The sequence below is a fragment of the Paenibacillus sp. LRG-1 genome (assembly GCF_057220305.1).
Map to the genome: position 1 here is coordinate 3,840,616 of NZ_CM170126.1, position 15,759 is coordinate 3,856,374.

16 protein-coding genes are annotated in these 15,759 nt (G+C 45.8%); 4 read left to right on the forward strand and 12 right to left on the reverse strand.

From position 1 onward, the window contains the following. Nucleotides 1–58: 58 nt before the first annotated feature. Nucleotides 59–211, forward strand: coding sequence for a hypothetical protein (locus ACUUJN_RS17080; RefSeq protein ID WP_023989363.1), 153 nt, complete (start codon nucleotides 59–61; stop codon nucleotides 209–211). Between the two features lie 5 nt (nucleotides 212–216). On the opposite strand, the gene ACUUJN_RS17085 is transcribed toward ACUUJN_RS17080, so the two are convergent. Next, nucleotides 217–654: a NucA/NucB deoxyribonuclease domain-containing protein gene (locus ACUUJN_RS17085; RefSeq protein ID WP_023989364.1), complete on the reverse strand. Its 438-nt coding sequence runs from the start codon at nucleotides 652–654 to the stop codon at nucleotides 217–219. Between the two features lie 140 nt (nucleotides 655–794). On the opposite strand from ACUUJN_RS17085, the gene ACUUJN_RS17090 reads away from it, so the two are divergent. Beyond that, nucleotides 795–989 (forward strand): hypothetical protein, encoded by a 195-nt coding sequence (locus ACUUJN_RS17090; RefSeq protein ID WP_013310963.1) that lies wholly within the window; start codon nucleotides 795–797, stop codon nucleotides 987–989. Nucleotides 990–1,376: 387 nt separating this feature from the next. Next, entirely contained in the window at nucleotides 1,377–1,679 is a 303-nt protein-coding gene (locus ACUUJN_RS17095) for a hypothetical protein (RefSeq protein ID WP_013310964.1), read from the forward strand. Between the two features lie 68 nt (nucleotides 1,680–1,747). Here ACUUJN_RS17095 and ACUUJN_RS17100 read toward each other — a convergent pair whose 3' ends face one another. The 11 genes from ACUUJN_RS17100 to ACUUJN_RS17150 all read right to left on the reverse strand — a co-directional run bounded on the left by ACUUJN_RS17100 (nucleotide 1,748) and on the right by ACUUJN_RS17150 (nucleotide 13,966). Then, on the reverse strand, nucleotides 1,748–3,634 hold the full coding sequence (locus ACUUJN_RS17100) for an Ig-like domain-containing protein (protein ID WP_484668731.1): 1,887 nt from the start codon (nucleotides 3,632–3,634) through the stop codon (nucleotides 1,748–1,750). Nucleotides 3,635–3,754: 120 nt separating this feature from the next. Continuing rightward, nucleotides 3,755–4,177 carry a hypothetical protein gene (locus ACUUJN_RS17105; protein WP_023989366.1) on the reverse strand — a complete coding sequence of 141 codons (423 nt, stop codon included), beginning with the start codon at nucleotides 4,175–4,177 and terminating at the stop codon, nucleotides 3,755–3,757. A gap of 16 nt (nucleotides 4,178–4,193) precedes the next feature. Next, nucleotides 4,194–4,862 carry a uracil-DNA glycosylase gene (locus ACUUJN_RS17110; RefSeq protein WP_013310967.1) on the reverse strand — a complete coding sequence of 223 codons (669 nt, stop codon included), beginning with the start codon at nucleotides 4,860–4,862 and terminating at the stop codon, nucleotides 4,194–4,196. A gap of 259 nt (nucleotides 4,863–5,121) precedes the next feature. Further along, nucleotides 5,122–5,784: an S-layer homology domain-containing protein gene (locus ACUUJN_RS17115; RefSeq protein WP_025718398.1), complete on the reverse strand. Its 663-nt coding sequence runs from the start codon at nucleotides 5,782–5,784 to the stop codon at nucleotides 5,122–5,124. A 123-nt stretch (nucleotides 5,785–5,907) separates the two neighbouring features. Further along, a complete protein-coding gene (locus ACUUJN_RS17120) occupies nucleotides 5,908–7,194 on the reverse strand; it encodes a glycoside hydrolase family 140 protein (RefSeq protein ID WP_075154429.1) in 1,287 nt (428 codons plus the stop codon). Between the two features lie 71 nt (nucleotides 7,195–7,265). Then, a complete protein-coding gene (locus ACUUJN_RS17125) occupies nucleotides 7,266–8,570 on the reverse strand; it encodes a PTS sugar transporter subunit IIC (protein WP_053325740.1) in 1,305 nt (434 codons plus the stop codon). 45 nt (nucleotides 8,571–8,615) lie between these two features. Continuing rightward, nucleotides 8,616–10,025 carry a glycoside hydrolase family 1 protein gene (locus ACUUJN_RS17130; protein WP_028540521.1) on the reverse strand — a complete coding sequence of 470 codons (1,410 nt, stop codon included), beginning with the start codon at nucleotides 10,023–10,025 and terminating at the stop codon, nucleotides 8,616–8,618. 44 nt (nucleotides 10,026–10,069) lie between these two features. After that, nucleotides 10,070–10,369, reverse strand: coding sequence for a PTS sugar transporter subunit IIB (locus tag ACUUJN_RS17135; RefSeq protein ID WP_023989371.1), 300 nt, complete (start codon nucleotides 10,367–10,369; stop codon nucleotides 10,070–10,072). After that, nucleotides 10,366–10,725 (reverse strand): PTS sugar transporter subunit IIA, encoded by a 360-nt coding sequence (locus ACUUJN_RS17140; RefSeq protein WP_023989372.1) that lies wholly within the window; start codon nucleotides 10,723–10,725, stop codon nucleotides 10,366–10,368. The genes ACUUJN_RS17135 and ACUUJN_RS17140 overlap by 4 nt, the downstream gene beginning before the upstream one ends. Nucleotides 10,726–10,903: 178 nt before the next feature. Next, on the reverse strand, nucleotides 10,904–12,853 hold the full coding sequence (locus tag ACUUJN_RS17145; protein ID WP_028540520.1) for a BglG family transcription antiterminator: 1,950 nt from the start codon (nucleotides 12,851–12,853) through the stop codon (nucleotides 10,904–10,906). 42 nt (nucleotides 12,854–12,895) lie between these two features. Continuing rightward, entirely contained in the window at nucleotides 12,896–13,966 is a 1,071-nt protein-coding gene (locus tag ACUUJN_RS17150; protein WP_023989374.1) for a LacI family DNA-binding transcriptional regulator, read from the reverse strand. A gap of 311 nt (nucleotides 13,967–14,277) precedes the next feature. On the opposite strand from ACUUJN_RS17150, the gene ACUUJN_RS17155 reads away from it, so the two are divergent. After that, entirely contained in the window at nucleotides 14,278–15,741 is a 1,464-nt protein-coding gene (locus ACUUJN_RS17155) for an L-fucose/L-arabinose isomerase family protein (protein WP_484668732.1), read from the forward strand. Nucleotides 15,742–15,759 lie beyond the last annotated feature (18 nt).

Sequence of the window (15,759 nt, forward strand, 5' to 3'; positions counted from 1 at the left end):
CCTGACCTTCGTTGCCGTCAGTACATACTATACATTATCAATGGTTGGCGGTGATAATATGTTTGATGCTAAGCAAATGGAATGGTTTAACCAACTATCCGCTGAAGACTTGGCCATTTTAGGTGCCGGCTTCAATACACTAGGTGATTTTTTTGATTTTCTGGCGTTGATTAAGGCCAGACAGGAAACAGCGCAAGGTAATAAAAAGTAATAGCACTATTTCACAACAAATTTCACACGAGTTCCATCCTCATACTCATCCAATTGGTGACTGACCCATGATCCTGCCCCACGATTATCCTTAGGGGCTATGTATTTGATATTTGCACCTTTGCCACCTTCTGAGCACATAGCCATCGGCCATTCGTCACGATCGTATCCTTTACGAGTGGGAACACCTGCAAGCGAATGCTTGCGATTTTGCTCGGCTCCTTCACGGTCAATTGTGCATACCGGTGATTTTCCCGCCTGAATGGCTTCCTTAATATGCTGCGCCGTTTCAGGGTAGCGACCTGACGGGAATTGCAGCGTAACCTGAGCCGATGAAGGCGGGTTCTCTCCTGTCATTTTTGTAAGAAGATTGCCTCCTTCAAACCAGTACGCGCCCAAAGCTAGCAGCACTAAAGCTATAAAACTTAGCAACTTTTTCTTCAATTTCCCTCTTCCCTTCAAGCTATTCCAGTAGATGCCTTCAACTAAGGTAATCCCTGGATTTTATTTTTTGTAACCCCTTACTGACTATAAAAAAAGGTTGAATATTCGACGACAAATAGTATAGAGAGGAGGTTGTACGAATGAACGATGAGATCAAACTGGCCGTGAGCCAAATGCAAGCCGTTGTAATCCGATTACTGAATGGAAGTACCGTAATTGGCTGGCCTAAGCTCCTATCTGACCAAGAAACTCAGCAATTCAAGCTCTATGATGACGAACACGTATATACGATTTCCGTTAATGACGTGGATACAGTCGCAAGAGTTATTGTATAAGATACAGGAAGCGACTTAATGAGACATCCAGCGGACAAGCCAAAACAAGGCACACCACAGGAGAAGACTGATCAGAATCCCCCAAAATAAACCTTTAAAAAGCTTCATACCATACTGACAACCTTTCCTACTGGGCTTTTCCCCCATTATAACATGTCAGAAAGACAGCTGTCGCAGCTTGCTCTTATATCATCTTCGTGTCATATATATTAAATTTTAAAATCACGACACAAAGGAAAGAATGAAATAATTCCGAAAATTAGGCCTGATCACCAGTGAAAATGCAATCATGACATAATAAAAGTCACATTTTAATCAAAATTTAATGAAAGTTTTCCGAAAATGATGTATAATTATTGACATAACAAAACGCACGAGGTGATCATCATGGCATTATTAAACAGAGTTCATGAATTAAAATTGCAACTGCCTAACGAGCATCATAGCATTTCCCAATACGTGGAGCATGCATTGCATTCGATTGACAGTTTTGTGGAGCAACATCGTCAATTTATAGCCGCTCAGGCTCTATATGGTGAAAAAATCAATGGTACGGAAGAAAGACTGTTCCGAGACACAATTTCTGAGATTAAAGCCCAACTGGTAGCTACTTTGGAAAAGACAGTTGAAGACTTCGCACACAAAGGCGATAAGCACTGGAAAAATCATTATCAGGACGGCGTAGAATAAGCTGAAAATAACCCCCGGTCTTTGGACCGGGGGTTATTTTGTATAAGTGGATGTGGCAATTACGTAGACTATTTTAACACTCTGGCCGATGTCGCTACAGTCTTACCACCATAGACTACTTTGATACTGGAACTTCCGGTATCAATCGCCTTCACCTGACCGCCAGTAACTTGTACGATCGACGGTTTGGAAGATGTCCATACCGCTGAGCTTGTCACATTGGTAGTAGCGCCTGAATCATAAACTGCATTCACACTAAGCACTTGAGAGGAGCCTTTAGGCAGCTTCAGGTTTTTATTGCTCAATACCAGTTTGAGCAGCTTAGGTGTGACCTTGATCTCAACGTTAAACGACTTATCCTGATATGTGCCCGTAATTGTTGCTGTTCCAATTCCAACGGCTTTAATGGAAGAGCCTTTTACGATCGCTACGGAAGCATTCGATGATGTCCATTTCACTTTACTGCTCAGCGTAGCTTTTTTACCATCCGTATATATGCCGATAACTTTGATGGACTTACTTCCTTTCAAATTCATATCAGCACTCGAAAAGCTTGGTGTCAATGTAGAAATGGCTCCTTCCACAATGACAGGTACTTTCACATATTTGTTCATATACATAGCCTTGATTCCAGAGTTACCGCCACTCACCGCTTTTACTTTACCATTTGCTACTGTAACTGCGGCTGTTGTACCTACCCAGCTTACCTGACTGGTAACATCCAGGATTCCGCCACCAGCCATGTGTGCTTTTACTGTCGGAATACTTGCTTCTTGGCCTGCAACCAATACATATTTTTTCTCAGAAGCGGTCAGCTTGAGCACTTTGTATTGCACAGTCACTGGAATATCCAGTTTGAGTGCACCTACCGTTGCTGTCAATGTTGCACTGCCTGGGTTCACTGCAATCAGCTTACCATTTGCTATTTTAACTGCACTTTCACTGCTTAAGCTCCATTTTACATCGGATTGAACTGCTTTTTTTGCCCCATTGACCAAATAAGCAGATATACTCGGAAGAGAAGTTTTGCCTCCTGTTTCGAGAGTCAGACTGGCTTTGCTTGAAACCAGTTTTTCAACCGTCGGAAGTACATTAATCTTCAGAGTCTTGCTCAAACCGTGATAGGACGCTGTAATCGTCGAATTGCCTGCATCCATCGGTGTGATTTTACCTTGCTCAACTGTGGCAACCAACGGATTGGAGGAAGTCCATTCTGCCGTGTTGGTCACATCTGTCTTGCCGCCAGTCAGGTTGACATCGGTTGCACTAACCTGAATTGGAGAGCTACCCAGAAAGACCGATTTGGACCCAGATGCATTCAATACTAATGCCTGAGAAGAAGAACGCACATACACAATCGTTTGTGCTTTGAGTTCATCTTTGCTTGCTTTAATGTAAGTCACGCCTTTGGCAAGTGGACGAACCAGACCATCTTCAACGGTAGCAACAGCCGCATTCGAAGAAGTCCATTCGACACCGGATACATTTTCCGTCCCACCTCCAGTAAGTACACCTTGAGCAGTCAATTGCTTTGATTCTCCACCAATCGTCAAATTAATGGGACTCGACGGATTTAATTGCAGCTTGCTGTAAGGCGATTTTACTGTAATCGTTGTACTTACCGTTTGCTGCTCATATGTGGCAACAATCTTAATCTGCCCTTTTGACACAGGAGTAATGAGTCCCTTATCTACCTTTAAAATGCTTGAATCCCCAGAGATCCATTCTGCTTTTTGTGTAACATCTTCTTTGCCCTTTTCTGTCAATGACCACACTTTTAATTGAGCGGGGCTTCCACCCAGATTCAATGTAGTCGGATTTTGACTGTCCCACTGTACCGTGGAAGTCGTGCTCTCCTCAGCCCGGATCAAACCCGCTGGCCATGCTGCAAATACAAACATCAGCAAAGCAAGTAAGAAGGTACTCCGTTTGCTCATACGTTTCATACGCTCCATTCGTTTCTCTCCCTTAGTTTCATCTCTATAAAATAGGATATAATTAACAATCCCATTACTTTTATCGGTTAGCAGCTAACTAAATTGAACCCTTCATCAAAAAAAGGTGAATAATTACAGTTAAAGTTCTCCACGTAGTGACCTTACTACAAACAAATGCTCTTCTTTAGATAAGGTTTGTCCATCTTCAAGAATTACATCGTGTGCCGAGTGGCTAACCAGCTTTACATTATAAGCAATCAGCTGATCCTCTCTCCAAATCGTCACCGCCGACTGAAAATGAATGGCATTATCAAACTGTAACGGAACGCTCATTACATAACCGATAGCGTTCAGCTTCGCCGGATGGCGGCTTCTACGTTCACGCCCCGGAGGAAGCATGGTAATATGCGTAATATTTTCAAAAGGAATAGCCAGCATTTTCGGGCCTAAAATAACACACTTTCGTATATCATCCCATTTTTCAAGCGTGCCGCGCACCTTCTGGGTATGACCGTTGTTGCCGTGATATAAAATGACCTGACGTCCCTTCCACTGACGCATGTCCTCACCTCCAGTGCTAGCGGTTAGGAATCTCCCACCGAATAGGCTCCATTCCATGCTCCTGCAAAAATGCATTGGTACGCGAAAAAGGCTTGCTGCCAAAAAAGCCTCTGTGAGCCGCCAATGGACTTGGATGAACGGATTTCAGCACCAAATGCTTGCTGGTATTCACGAAGCTTGCTTTTTTCTGAGCATGGCTCCCCCACAAAATAAACACTGCTGGCTGCTCGCGTTCATTAATCGCTTCAATGACAGCATCCGTGAAACGTTCCCAACCTATTCCCTGGTGAGATTGCGGTTGTCCTTCACGCACGGTTAACACGTTGTTTAGCAGCAGCACACCTTGCTCAGCCCAAGGCACGAGGTATCCCTGATTCGGAATGGGAGTGCCGATATCATCGCGAAGCTCCTTGTATATATTTAGTAGAGATGGCGGTGTTCGCACACCAGGTCTAACAGAAAAGCTCAAACCGTGAGCTTGTCCCTCTCCATGATATGGATCCTGTCCCAATATAACCGCTTTGGTCAGATGAAATGGCGTTAATTTAAGTGCGGAAAACAAGTCTTCTTTTGGAGGATATACCTTATGTAACTTGTACTCTCGGGCTAACGTATACCTTAATTCATTAAAGTATGGCTTTTCGACCTCTTCTCGTAGTACATCATCCCAGTCATTTCCAAACATACCCCTGTCTCCTCTCAATATGTAGATCTGTGAAAACGGTAAGCTTTTTGATCCAAAAAAATAAGCTGAACTCCTCATCCGGAGCCAGCTTATTTATTCGTTACCTGTGTTATATGCCGAAGGACCAGGAAAATATCCTTACGGTAATCAGCTACCGCAGGTCTAAATTCGATTTCCTTATTATAACATTAACGATAATGATGTCAAGTAACTGAAAGCTTAATTCCCTCAGAAGAAAAGCTCTTTATTGCTGTATTTATTACGATTTTGTATGAGCATTCAGGTATTCCAATGCATTATATAACATAACAGCAGCTTCGGCACGTGTAATCTCGCTTTTTGGATGAAACTTTTCACTTGCATCCAAGGTATTGACCTTGTAGACTAGCGAGCGTTGAATGCTACCTTGGTAAGAAGGCTCCAGTTCGCTGTCATCCGCAATATTCGCAGGTGCGATTTTAATCATCGGAAGAGCGCCTGCTTTTTCCATGCCCTGAATCAGCATGTGGGTGAACTCTTCCTTAGTCAGGGTTTTTGAAGGAACGATATCTTTTGGAATCTCTACGCCATTATAATGCGCGTTGATAAAGGCTTCGGCATACCATGCAGTATCCTTAACATGGGTAAACAGTCCGCTGGCCTGTGGCGCCTTATTAAAATCAATAGCGGCCAAACTGAGCTGGAGTCCCCCGGAGATCAACTGAATGCCCTGGGCAGCGGTCACTTTAGATGACGGGAGAAACTGCGTGTCAGAGGCACCTTTGAGCAGACCCTGATCTTTAAGGGATATAATTTTTTCTTTGCCGCTTACGTTGTCCAAATCCTTGAATTGACGGTCTGCCGCAGACATTTGACCTCCAACGGAGAAGGACAAAATGGCTACAGTTGTAATGGCTGCAAATGCACTTTTTCTCATGTTCATGTCAAGTTCCACCTTGTAGTTGAATTAGGCCGCCTGGCCATTAACAACCTCTTTGACGTAGTTCAGGATGGAAAGGTTGCAAGCGATATCTAACAGAGATTTGGATGAAGATTGCCCGAACGCTCAATTCTTATCTTTCACGCCAATCACGATGACATCCCCCTCAAAATTATGCATATCAATAACCGTTACATTGCCCTGAAACGCTACCGAAGCTGCTGCAAATCGGCGGTATTCCAGGTCGATAATCGTAAAGTCATATTCTCTGAGATCGGCGTCTAGCTTCAGGACCGTGTTCACCGGCACATAAATAGCAATTTTTTCGAAGCCTCTGGTTGAGGCAACTCGAATCTCTTCCGTGTTTTTAAGTACTATGTTCCAAGGCTGCAAATCTACCAGTCCGTACATCTGGAACAGCCACTTCGCGAATCCATAATCCCACGCTCCCTCAAATTTAAGGGCAGCCTGCCATTCATAGGGGCTATCAAAACCTTCCCCGGTAACTCCAAAGCGTTTCCCTTTTTTGTGCCAGCTCCATATTCCATGTGCTCCGTAGGTTACGCCGGCTTCCGCACCGGACAAAAGACTTTGCCATGCAGCTTTACGCACGTCGGCACGGCCGAAACGACCGTATTCTCTCCGGCTGTATCCCATCATCTCGTAGCAAGGTTCCGAGTTTAGCACAGGCCGTGTTACCCGCTTGTTGTAGAAGTCCAACGCCAAGGTGTAGGCCTTGGACTGAAACTGCGAATTGTGACCTGATTGGTACATGTAAAAGTCCAAATTAGGATCGTTAATGAACTCATCCGGCAGATCCGCCAGTCTCCCCTGAATGTGGAGAGTAGTCAAACACTCCGGACTATGTGTCTTCACAACGTGAAGTGTGGTGCGGTAATACTCGTTCGCTCGCTCTGACGGGAAGTCGGTATCCCCGCTCACAATATAGATAGGGTGATACTTTGAGAATCGGTCTGCCGCGTAACGCACATACGGTTCTACCGCCTCCAGAGGCATCTTTTTCTCATCACGAAGCTTGGCCGCCCATGTATCCGGGATATAATTGCACCAAAGCAAAACAAGCGCGGGTACAAATCCCTTGCTCACCGCCATCTCGACCATTGTCTCCGCCCTGTCAAAATAGTCTGGATTCAGCGAATAAAAATCGTAGCTCCCGTCCTCAATCCGTTCGAACGGTTCGTAATCCAAATCACTGCCGCTGGCATCCCACTGCCGCAGCAAATTGATTTGCAGAACATTAAACCCCTGGCTACTTCTGTAGTCAAGATAATCAGCCCATTCCTCCAGTGAGATGTTGGTAAATGCGCTCCAGACGGTATCCGCCAGATAGAAAAATGGAACTCCTTCATTGACAAAGTAACGTTTATTCTCCGCTATGCCAAGCTTTATCATACGGCATCCCCCTTATTGCAGTAATGACAGAAAACGGCGAACAGTTCGCCGCTTTCCCTTTTATTGCTCATTTATGAAGTAACGATACTAGCTTGGGCTCCAGCCGTTCCCTCCTGCTCTGACTTTTCCTGTGCTTCGCGTTCCCTGTTCAACGCTTGTTTATCAAGCGTTCTAAAAAACGGATAGTAAATCAGCATACAAACGGGAATGAGCAAAAGCTGTGCAACTGCAAGTCTCCAGCTCCCCTCAATAAAGCCCAGAGCAAAAATCGGAGTGCCAAATGCCGGGTAAATTCCGATGGGCGCAGGCAGCAAGCCCGCAGTTGTCGCAAAATAACCGAGGACGGCGCAGACGATAGGAGAACTGATAAACGGAATAGCCAGGAGCGGATTCAAAACAACTGGAATTCCGAAATTGAGTGGCTCGTGAATCGAGAAGAAAGTCCCCGGAAGGCCGAGCTTGCCAATCGTGCGTAATTGCTTGCTCTTGGCCAAGAAGACCAGCAGGAGAGCGAAGCCCAGCATCGGCGCATAGTTTGAGAAGATATACCAGAAAGCCAGCCCGATAATGTTCGGTAGCGGAGCTCCCGCCTGGAAAGCGTCGAGATTGGCAAGATCCAGGCTCATCCAGATCGGTTTGACGATGGCAAGCGTTACGATTGCACCGTGGATTCCGAACATCCAGAGCACCTGCATAATGATGAGGGCGACAATCATAGCCCCCAGTGATCCACCCAGTCCTTCCAGTGGCACTTGCAGATAGGTATAAATAAACTCATGGACCGTACCGAATGACGTATGCATGAATAGACCGGAAACGATAACGAATACCATAGCTACGAGTATCGCCGGAATTAATCCTGAGAATGTTTTGACAACGGTAGGCGGTACTCCTTCGGGCATTTTAATGGTCCAGTTGCGATCGACAATCCAGATATACAATCGGGAAGCGAGCAAGCCAACCAACATGGCGACAAACAAACCCTGCGCACCGAGCCACTGAAGTGGAAGCGCCCGGACTTTATCGAATGTTTGGATCGGCGTCAAAATAAGAAACGAGAGCAGTGCCGTTGCTGCGGGAACCAGTGGGTCCTTGTCAAAAGCTTGCGCCAGTCTGTAGGCAATGAAGAAGACTGCATAGAGGGCGACGATGCCAGTTGTCATCGTCGATCCTAATCCGATAATACCCTTGATGGGTGCGATGAGGTTCTGGTAAGGCTCCCAGGCAAGTGCGGAGAAAAGCGTCGAAAATGCTCCAATAATCAAAAAAGGAAGGGTGGACATCAGTCCATTTGATATAGCGCTCATATAGCGATTTTGCTGAATTTTCCCAGCGTATCTTTGCAATTTATGCGATAGTTTTTTTTCGTTAGCCATATTCCTTCAACTCCTGTTTTAGAGTTTCATCTGTTGAACAATAATCTAGAGAGCGCTTCCATTTGAGGAAATCATATTTTTGTACCAATGGAAGCTGTTCTTGCGAATCCGCCGCAATTGTCTCAGGTTGAACTCATCCCGGTCAACATAGACGAATCCGTAACGTTTGCTTACTCCCTGGTGGGTGCTGACCAGATCAATTGCGGACCAAGGACAATAACCAAACAGCTCCACCCCGTCCGTAATAGCCAGCTGGCATTGCTCGATATGCTTGCGCAAGTAATCGATGCGGTAATCATCTCTTACAACATCGCCCTCTTCCAAGGAATCAAAAGCCCCCAGTCCATTCTCGGTAATGATCAGCGGTAGCTGGTAGCGGTCATAGATCTTCCTAAGAGTAACACGCAGGCCTGCCGGATCAATTCCCCAGCCGAACTCCGTTCGCTCCAGGTACTCATTTCCACTCCCAGCAAAAACACCCACTTCTCCAACTGAGATTTGCTGATCTCCCATCCCGCCTTTTTCTACCGAATTCTGGGTACTGGCTTTGACCGTTGCAGAGCTGTAATAATTAAAAGCGATAAAGTCTGGCTTCGCGGCGGCCAGAATGCTCATATCCCCTTCTTGAATCTCAGGCGTATAGCCTTTTTCCTCGAAGTAACTCCAGACCAGCGTATTGTAACGGCCAAACACCGCCATATCAAGGTATAACCAATTGCGGATTGCGTTGAAGTTATCAGCCGCCAGCACATCTTCCGGACGCGAAGACGCTGGATATACGCACGAGATGTTAGGGGCCGGTGCCACTTTAGCTTCAGGTAACATTTCTTTGCACAGAATCATCGCCCTGGCTTGAGCCAGAAGCATATGATGATTTTGCTGATACAATTCCTTTTTCGGATTCTTCAGGTTCGGGTCCAACGTTCCCAAAGCGGAACCGTGCAAAATCATCATGTTTTGTTCGTTAATAGTTAACCAATATTTCACCCGGTCCCCAAAGTGTTCGAACAATGTCTTCGCATACGTTTCAAATGCGTTGATTGTACTACGGTTCGACCATCCGCCTTCTTTTTCCAAAGCTGCCGGAAGATCAAAATGATACATGGTCACGATCGGTTCGATCCCGTATTTTAATAACTCATCAATTAAATGGTTGTAAAACTGTATGCCTTTCGGATTCAATTCCCCTGTTCCCTGCGGATAAATGCGGGTCCAGGCCACCGAGAAGCGATAAGCCTTAAAGCCCATTTCCGCCAGTAAGGCAATGTCTTCCTTATAGTGATGGTAATGATCGCTTGCCACCTTATAATCAGTGATCTCTTCCCGGGGCGGACGGGTGTCAATAACAGACGGCCCTTTTCCGTCCTCGTTCCATGCTCCTTCAAACTGATAGGACGAGGTCGATCCACCCCATAGAAAATTGGAATCAAACGCTTTCAATTTATGATATTTCATTTAACACCTCCAATGAAAAAGTGTTGATCTATATGTACAGACGATTATAGATTTAAGGCTTCGGCAAGTACTTTTTCACCATTCATCATGCCATAATCCATTCTGTCGATTACGCTTACCTTGATGCCTTTAGGCTCGTATTTGGTTTTAAAATCGTCTTCCAAGTAGCCAACCTGCGGTCCTATCAGCAATACGTCCGTTTTGTCCGCATACTCTTTAAAAGAGCTTTCGGAAGTAGCTCTGATTTCAACCTCAACATTTTGAGCCTGTGCAGCCTTCTGCATCTTTTGTACCAACATACTTGTAGACATTCCTGCTGCGCATACAAGCGTAATTTGTTTCATTGGTTATTCCTCCCCGATAATGGTGTGATGGATACTGTTGCTTCGTAACGGTTCAATCTGCTGTAAAGTTCCACGATATGTCTCGCCAGATCCTTGGTCGTAATGGCAGACATGAGATGGTCTTGTGCATGCACCATTAGCAGTGTCACTTCATGAGCTGTCCCACCCGCTTCCTGCTGGATCAGTCGCGTCTGCGATTTATGCGCTTGGACCAGCTCGTTCTTGCATTCTTCAAGACATTCTGCTGCCTGCTCCGCATTACCCTTCTCGGCAAAGCTGATAGCTTCCATAGCTTTACTCTTCGCAATACCCGAATTTGTTATAAGTCCCATTATGATTTCCTGATACTCATCCATTGAATTCACCTCATGCATTTCATCTCTTTAGCTTACAGATTCAGTGTATACGATTCTTGCCGACTTCTAAACGCAACCCTTTTCCACTAGAAGCGGAAATGCTTACAATGGAAAAAAATAGAGAAGCTCTGCACGATGCTTGTTCAAAATCCAAGCAGATGTCGTGCAGAGCTTTATTTTAATACAGTTTATGTTTGACAATAATTTGAGCAAAATCCCCGTAGGTTTTGCATTCCAGCATTTGCTGGATAATATCCGAGTCGTCGAGTAGTCCCATCAGATGCTTATACATTTTCGCCGGAGGCTCGTCGCCGTTTTTGTTAATACTGAGCAGGCAGACGAACTGCACGGGCTTGCCGGACCAATCTATGGGAGATTTCAGTGTACAGACCGCCCATACCGTCCGGTTGCTTTGCGGAATAATAGGATGAGGAATGGCTATCAGATTTCCGTAAGCCGTAGGAGCAGCATTTTCCCTTTCCATCACCAATCCGATGAATCCCTCGGAAGAGCGGATCAATCCGGAAGCATGCATTCTTTCTCCCAAAAAAGTAATAACCTCTTCTTTTGTAGTAAAGTTATGTCTCAGAAATACAAGCTCTTCCATAATGTAGCGGAAAGTAAATTCGTTTTCATCCGTCAGCAGCTCTTCAATCTTATCGATGTCACCGCCGCCAAGCAGAGTCTGAACTACCACGACCGGAACGGATAATGTCTGCGGGATTGGAACTGTGCTTACCACAAAATCAATGCCATGCAAAGGAACCTGCTGCAACTTGTAATACTCGGTCGTGCCAGCAACCTCAAGCCTTTCACCGAACTTGCTACGTAGCTTGTAATACAGCAAGCGGGCACTTCCAACACCCGAAGTGCATACGACAAGGCAGCGTTTAGGTCTGTTGTTCATCTGCTGCCTTTCCATGGCGGCCCCGATATGAATCGCCAAATAACCCATTTCTGTCTCTGGTATGGTCAAATTCAGTTTGCTCTCGATTAACTTGGCACCTATGACCCCCGCCTGAAAAGCCAAAGGATAATTATTCTTCACATGATCCAGCATCGGATTACGGATATTCATCCTATATTTTACGCGGTTTAGCGCCGATTTCAGATGAAGACATATGCCCATTAACAGTTCTTGATCCCGGCTGATATTCAGGTTAAAGCCCCTGTCAATTTCAGCCAGCATTTCTCTGCCAAGCTCATAAATTCCCCGATCCAAGAGCTTCTGAGGCCCTGTCTCTTCTGTCTGTTGCTCCGTAACTCCCTCAAACCACTTGTTCCCGGCCAGATGCATGGCGATATAAGCAACCTCATCCTCCGGAAAGGTCAAATCCATTTGCTTTTCAATGTGGCTAACAATATGTTCAGCGGCTCGAAATTCCTCGGTAGCCCGAAAATCTTCCCTTTCATCGGAAAGCATCGCGACCCGGTTCCCATCGCGAATACGCTTGCAAGCTATAGCGATATGAATGGACAGGTTATTGAAGGCAACATCCGACAAAGTGACCCCGTGGTTCTGGATTTGCTCCAGAATAATACCTCGAATGAGTGTCATTTCCCAAGGGGTAACCATTCTCGATGCGGCCTCCACGCCCCCAGCCCTTTCTTCTTCAGAACGGTTGACGATGAATTCAGACATGCAGAAACGTAAGCGAACCTCGTCGCCCCTCAGCTTGACACCGTAATTCGGGCGCTTATCAATGCCGATTCCGTAAGCCTGTAGCATATGCTTAACCTCTTTGAAATCATTTTGTACGGTGGATTTGCTAATGTATAACTCATCCGCCAACTCTTCGAGCTTCAAATAATTTTCTGTAAGCAGGAGGCGCGAGATTAAATAACGCTGTCGGTATTCAGGAGAATTGGGATCATCCGGTTCGTTATACAGGAACAACTGCTGTAGGAGCGTACGAAAGCTGCGGTCGTCCGTGATTTTCAGTTCATACCCCCTTGAACGAACAGGCTGAATCGATGCTCCATGCTTGGCCAGAAATTCATCCAGTTCTCTGATATCGCTACGTACGGTACGTGAAGTAACCTGGATCAACTTTGCCAGATGCTCGCTGTTGACAGGAGTGTCCGCAGCCAGCAAATGCTGTAGAATCGAAACCATTCGCGTATTCATTCAAGGTGACCCCCCGTTCTTTTGTCAAAATCTATCCTCTACTCAGGCCTGCTCGGTTAGCTCGCCTTTAGGTACGAAAGTGGCAGGAGCAGCACAGGAATTGCGCTCTACAAATTTCGTATCCACTGTGATTTTTGCTGTAACCTGCGTTCCCTGCTCAATAGTATCGGTCAGGAGATCGACAGCCAGAACGGCCATTCTTTCTTTTTCTACATGAATGGTCGTTAGCTCCGGCGTAACAATGACCGATTCCGTAATGTTGTCAAAGCCGATAATTGAAGTATCCTGCGGCACCCGGATGCCAAGCTCGCTCATGGTCTTCATAGCGCTGATAGCAATATAGTCGCATTCGCAGAACCAGGCCGTCGGCAAAGTTTTCCCGCTCTCCAGATAAACGGTTAACTGCCGATTCAGATCCTCCTGCGAAGTAAGAATGGTTGGCGCTACAGCCAGCATTTGTGCCTCCGGAATCTTCAGCCCCCGTTCCATGAGTGCCGCCAAAAATCCGCGTTTACGTTCCTCAAAATTATGAATTCGTACATTTGAAGCAATATAACCGATTGAGGTATGACCCATGTCGCATAAATAAGCTCCTGCCTGATAAGCACCCATAACATTATTAATCTGGATAAATTGTACGGGAAGCGTATCAAAGCAGGTATCCAGCACAATCAGATTCGGCAGCTTGCCATGAATATCACTGATCTGCTCACGGGTCAGATTGGTTCCCAGAACAATGGTGCCTGCACTGCGTTTCTCCTCTGCAACCATCTGGATATCCCTCTGGAAAAATTCTACGTCGACCGTCGAGAAGATCAACGAATACCCTTTTTGTCGGCAACGTTCCTCAATAAACTGGATTAATTCTTTAAAAAATGGCTGTTGATAGTATTCCTCAAGGACAATGCCCGAATTTGTACACACGAGAAAAAGCAAGGACTTATCACTTCTTGAAGCCGTTATCGTCTTGCTTTTGGGACTGTATCCTGCCTCGTGGGCTACCTGGAGAATACGTTCACGCGTATCCGGGCCAATACCCGGCTTGCCGCTGAAGGCCAGTGAAACAGCTGATTTGGATACGTTGGCCAGCTTGGCAATGTCTTCCATTTTCATGCCCTAATTCTCCATTCTAAATAAGATGAACACAGCAGTGAAGTGAATAAATGAAGTTTACACCGATTTGAGATGCGATGCAATAATTAGCTGAATTTATTTATATTTGTTTAGTTATTTTTTTAGTTTTTATAACTAAATATCACTAAATAATTAATTGACACCGTTTTAATTCGATGTTACTATGGCCTCGACATAGAAATAGTCATTGAATTTAGTTTTTACAACTAAACTAATTTGGTTTTGTTTAGTTTATTTATTCTATTTTGTTCAGCAAATGTTGTTTATTCAAGTACAGAGGAGACATGATCATGAAGAAATTAAAGTTGGGTTATGCTCCGACGCGCCGATTTACGTTCAGCGCCGACGATGCCTTTAAGTACAAAGTGGAAATTCGCAAGAAAATTGAGAGTTTTGGCATGGATATCGACATTGTAGACCTGGAGGGCCTTAATGAGGAAGGCTTGCTGTATGACGACCATATAAACGCGGATTTAATTGCAAAGCGATTCAAAGAAGAAGAAGTCGACGCTGTTTTTTTCCCACATTGCAACTTTGGTACAGAAGATACTGTAGCTCGTGTAGGCAAGGCGCTCGGCAAGCCTGTCCTGCTGTGGGGACCGCGGGATGAAGCGCCGCTTGCGGACGGCATGCGCCTTCGCGACACCCAATGCGGTATTTTCGCCACAGGTAAAGTGCTGCGAAGATTCAACGTTCCCTTCACCTATGTAACGAACAGTTGGGTGAATGATCCGGTTTTCGAAAGAGGCTTTACCAACTTTGTGGCGGCCGCCAACGTCGTGCGCCAATTCAAGAGCTTACGCATTCTCCAGATTGGCCCCCGCCCCGCTTCATTCTGGACGATGATGTGCAATGAAGGCGAACTGCTGGAACGCTTCGGCATTGAGATTCATCCCATTACCATTGTCGACATTCAGCTTAGAACCAAAAAAATCGCCTCCAGCAATAGCTCAGAGCTTCTGGAAACGATGGATTACATTAAAGAAAAACTCGATTACAGTGAAGTGACCGAAGATGATGTAAGACGGATAGCCGCTTTAAAGGTCGCCATGAAATCCTTCGCCCGTGAGACGGGAAGCAGCGCTATCGCAATTCAGTGCTGGTCCTCTTTGCAGGATGCCATATCTATTATGCCGTGTCTGGCCAATGCAATCCTGACTGACGAACAAATTCCGGTTACTTGTGAAACAGATATCCATGGAGCCATTACTTCCATTATGGTGCAGGCTGCCTCCATGAACACATTGCCAACCTTCTTCGCAGATATTACTGTTCGACATCCTGAGAATGATAACGGCGAACTTCTCTTCCACTGTGGCAATTTCCCGGTCTCGCTCTCCGTAGAGAACAAACCGAAGTTACGCAAACATTTTCTCTTCGACGACCATTCTCCCGGAACTCATGAAGGCGAAATCCGCGGTGGCGGTATGACCATTGCCCGATTTGACGGCGACCACGGTGAGTACTCCATGTTCCTCGGGCGTGCCCGGGGTATTGAAGGTCCTTATACCCGCGGCTCCTACGTATGGGTGGAAGTAAACGATTGGCCGCTGTGGGAGGAAAAACTCGTAAAAGGGCCTTACGTCCATCATTCCGTAGGTATCCACGCCAATGTGATCCCGGCCATTTATGAGGCCTGCAATTATATACCCGGCCTGACGCCTGATCCGGTCGATCCCACGGAACAGGAAATTCAAAGCTGGCTTAGAGGATCCGATCTCTCCCGTAATAAGCGCCCGAACCTTCACGTTTGAGACGTCTAAAGCGACAAA

Coding starts and splice junctions, on each gene's coding strand:
- ACUUJN_RS17125 (WP_053325740.1), bottom strand. CDS start 8,570: ATGGCTAACGAAAAAAAACTATCGCATAAATTGCAAAGATACGCTGGG.
- ACUUJN_RS17105 (WP_023989366.1), bottom strand. CDS start 4,177: ATGCGTCAGTGGAAGGGACGTCAGGTCATTTTATATCACGGCAACAAC.
- ACUUJN_RS17110 (WP_013310967.1), bottom strand. CDS start 4,862: ATGTTTGGAAATGACTGGGATGATGTACTACGAGAAGAGGTCGAAAAG.
- ACUUJN_RS17120 (WP_075154429.1), bottom strand. CDS start 7,194: ATGATAAAGCTTGGCATAGCGGAGAATAAACGTTACTTTGTCAATGAA.
- ACUUJN_RS17150 (WP_023989374.1), bottom strand. CDS start 13,966: ATGAAAATGGAAGACATTGCCAAGCTGGCCAACGTATCCAAATCAGCT.
- ACUUJN_RS17155 (WP_484668732.1), top strand. CDS start 14,278: ATGAAGAAATTAAAGTTGGGTTATGCTCCGACGCGCCGATTTACGTTC.
- ACUUJN_RS17135 (WP_023989371.1), bottom strand. CDS start 10,369: ATGAAACAAATTACGCTTGTATGCGCAGCAGGAATGTCTACAAGTATG.
- ACUUJN_RS17130 (WP_028540521.1), bottom strand. CDS start 10,025: ATGAAATATCATAAATTGAAAGCGTTTGATTCCAATTTTCTATGGGGT.
- ACUUJN_RS17080 (WP_023989363.1), top strand. CDS start 59: ATGTTTGATGCTAAGCAAATGGAATGGTTTAACCAACTATCCGCTGAA.
- ACUUJN_RS17090 (WP_013310963.1), top strand. CDS start 795: ATGAACGATGAGATCAAACTGGCCGTGAGCCAAATGCAAGCCGTTGTA.
- ACUUJN_RS17115 (WP_025718398.1), bottom strand. CDS start 5,784: ATGAACATGAGAAAAAGTGCATTTGCAGCCATTACAACTGTAGCCATT.
- ACUUJN_RS17095 (WP_013310964.1), top strand. CDS start 1,377: ATGGCATTATTAAACAGAGTTCATGAATTAAAATTGCAACTGCCTAAC.
- ACUUJN_RS17145 (WP_028540520.1), bottom strand. CDS start 12,853: ATGAATACGCGAATGGTTTCGATTCTACAGCATTTGCTGGCTGCGGAC.
- ACUUJN_RS17100 (WP_484668731.1), bottom strand. CDS start 3,634: ATGGAGCGTATGAAACGTATGAGCAAACGGAGTACCTTCTTACTTGCT.
- ACUUJN_RS17140 (WP_023989372.1), bottom strand. CDS start 10,725: ATGGATGAGTATCAGGAAATCATAATGGGACTTATAACAAATTCGGGT.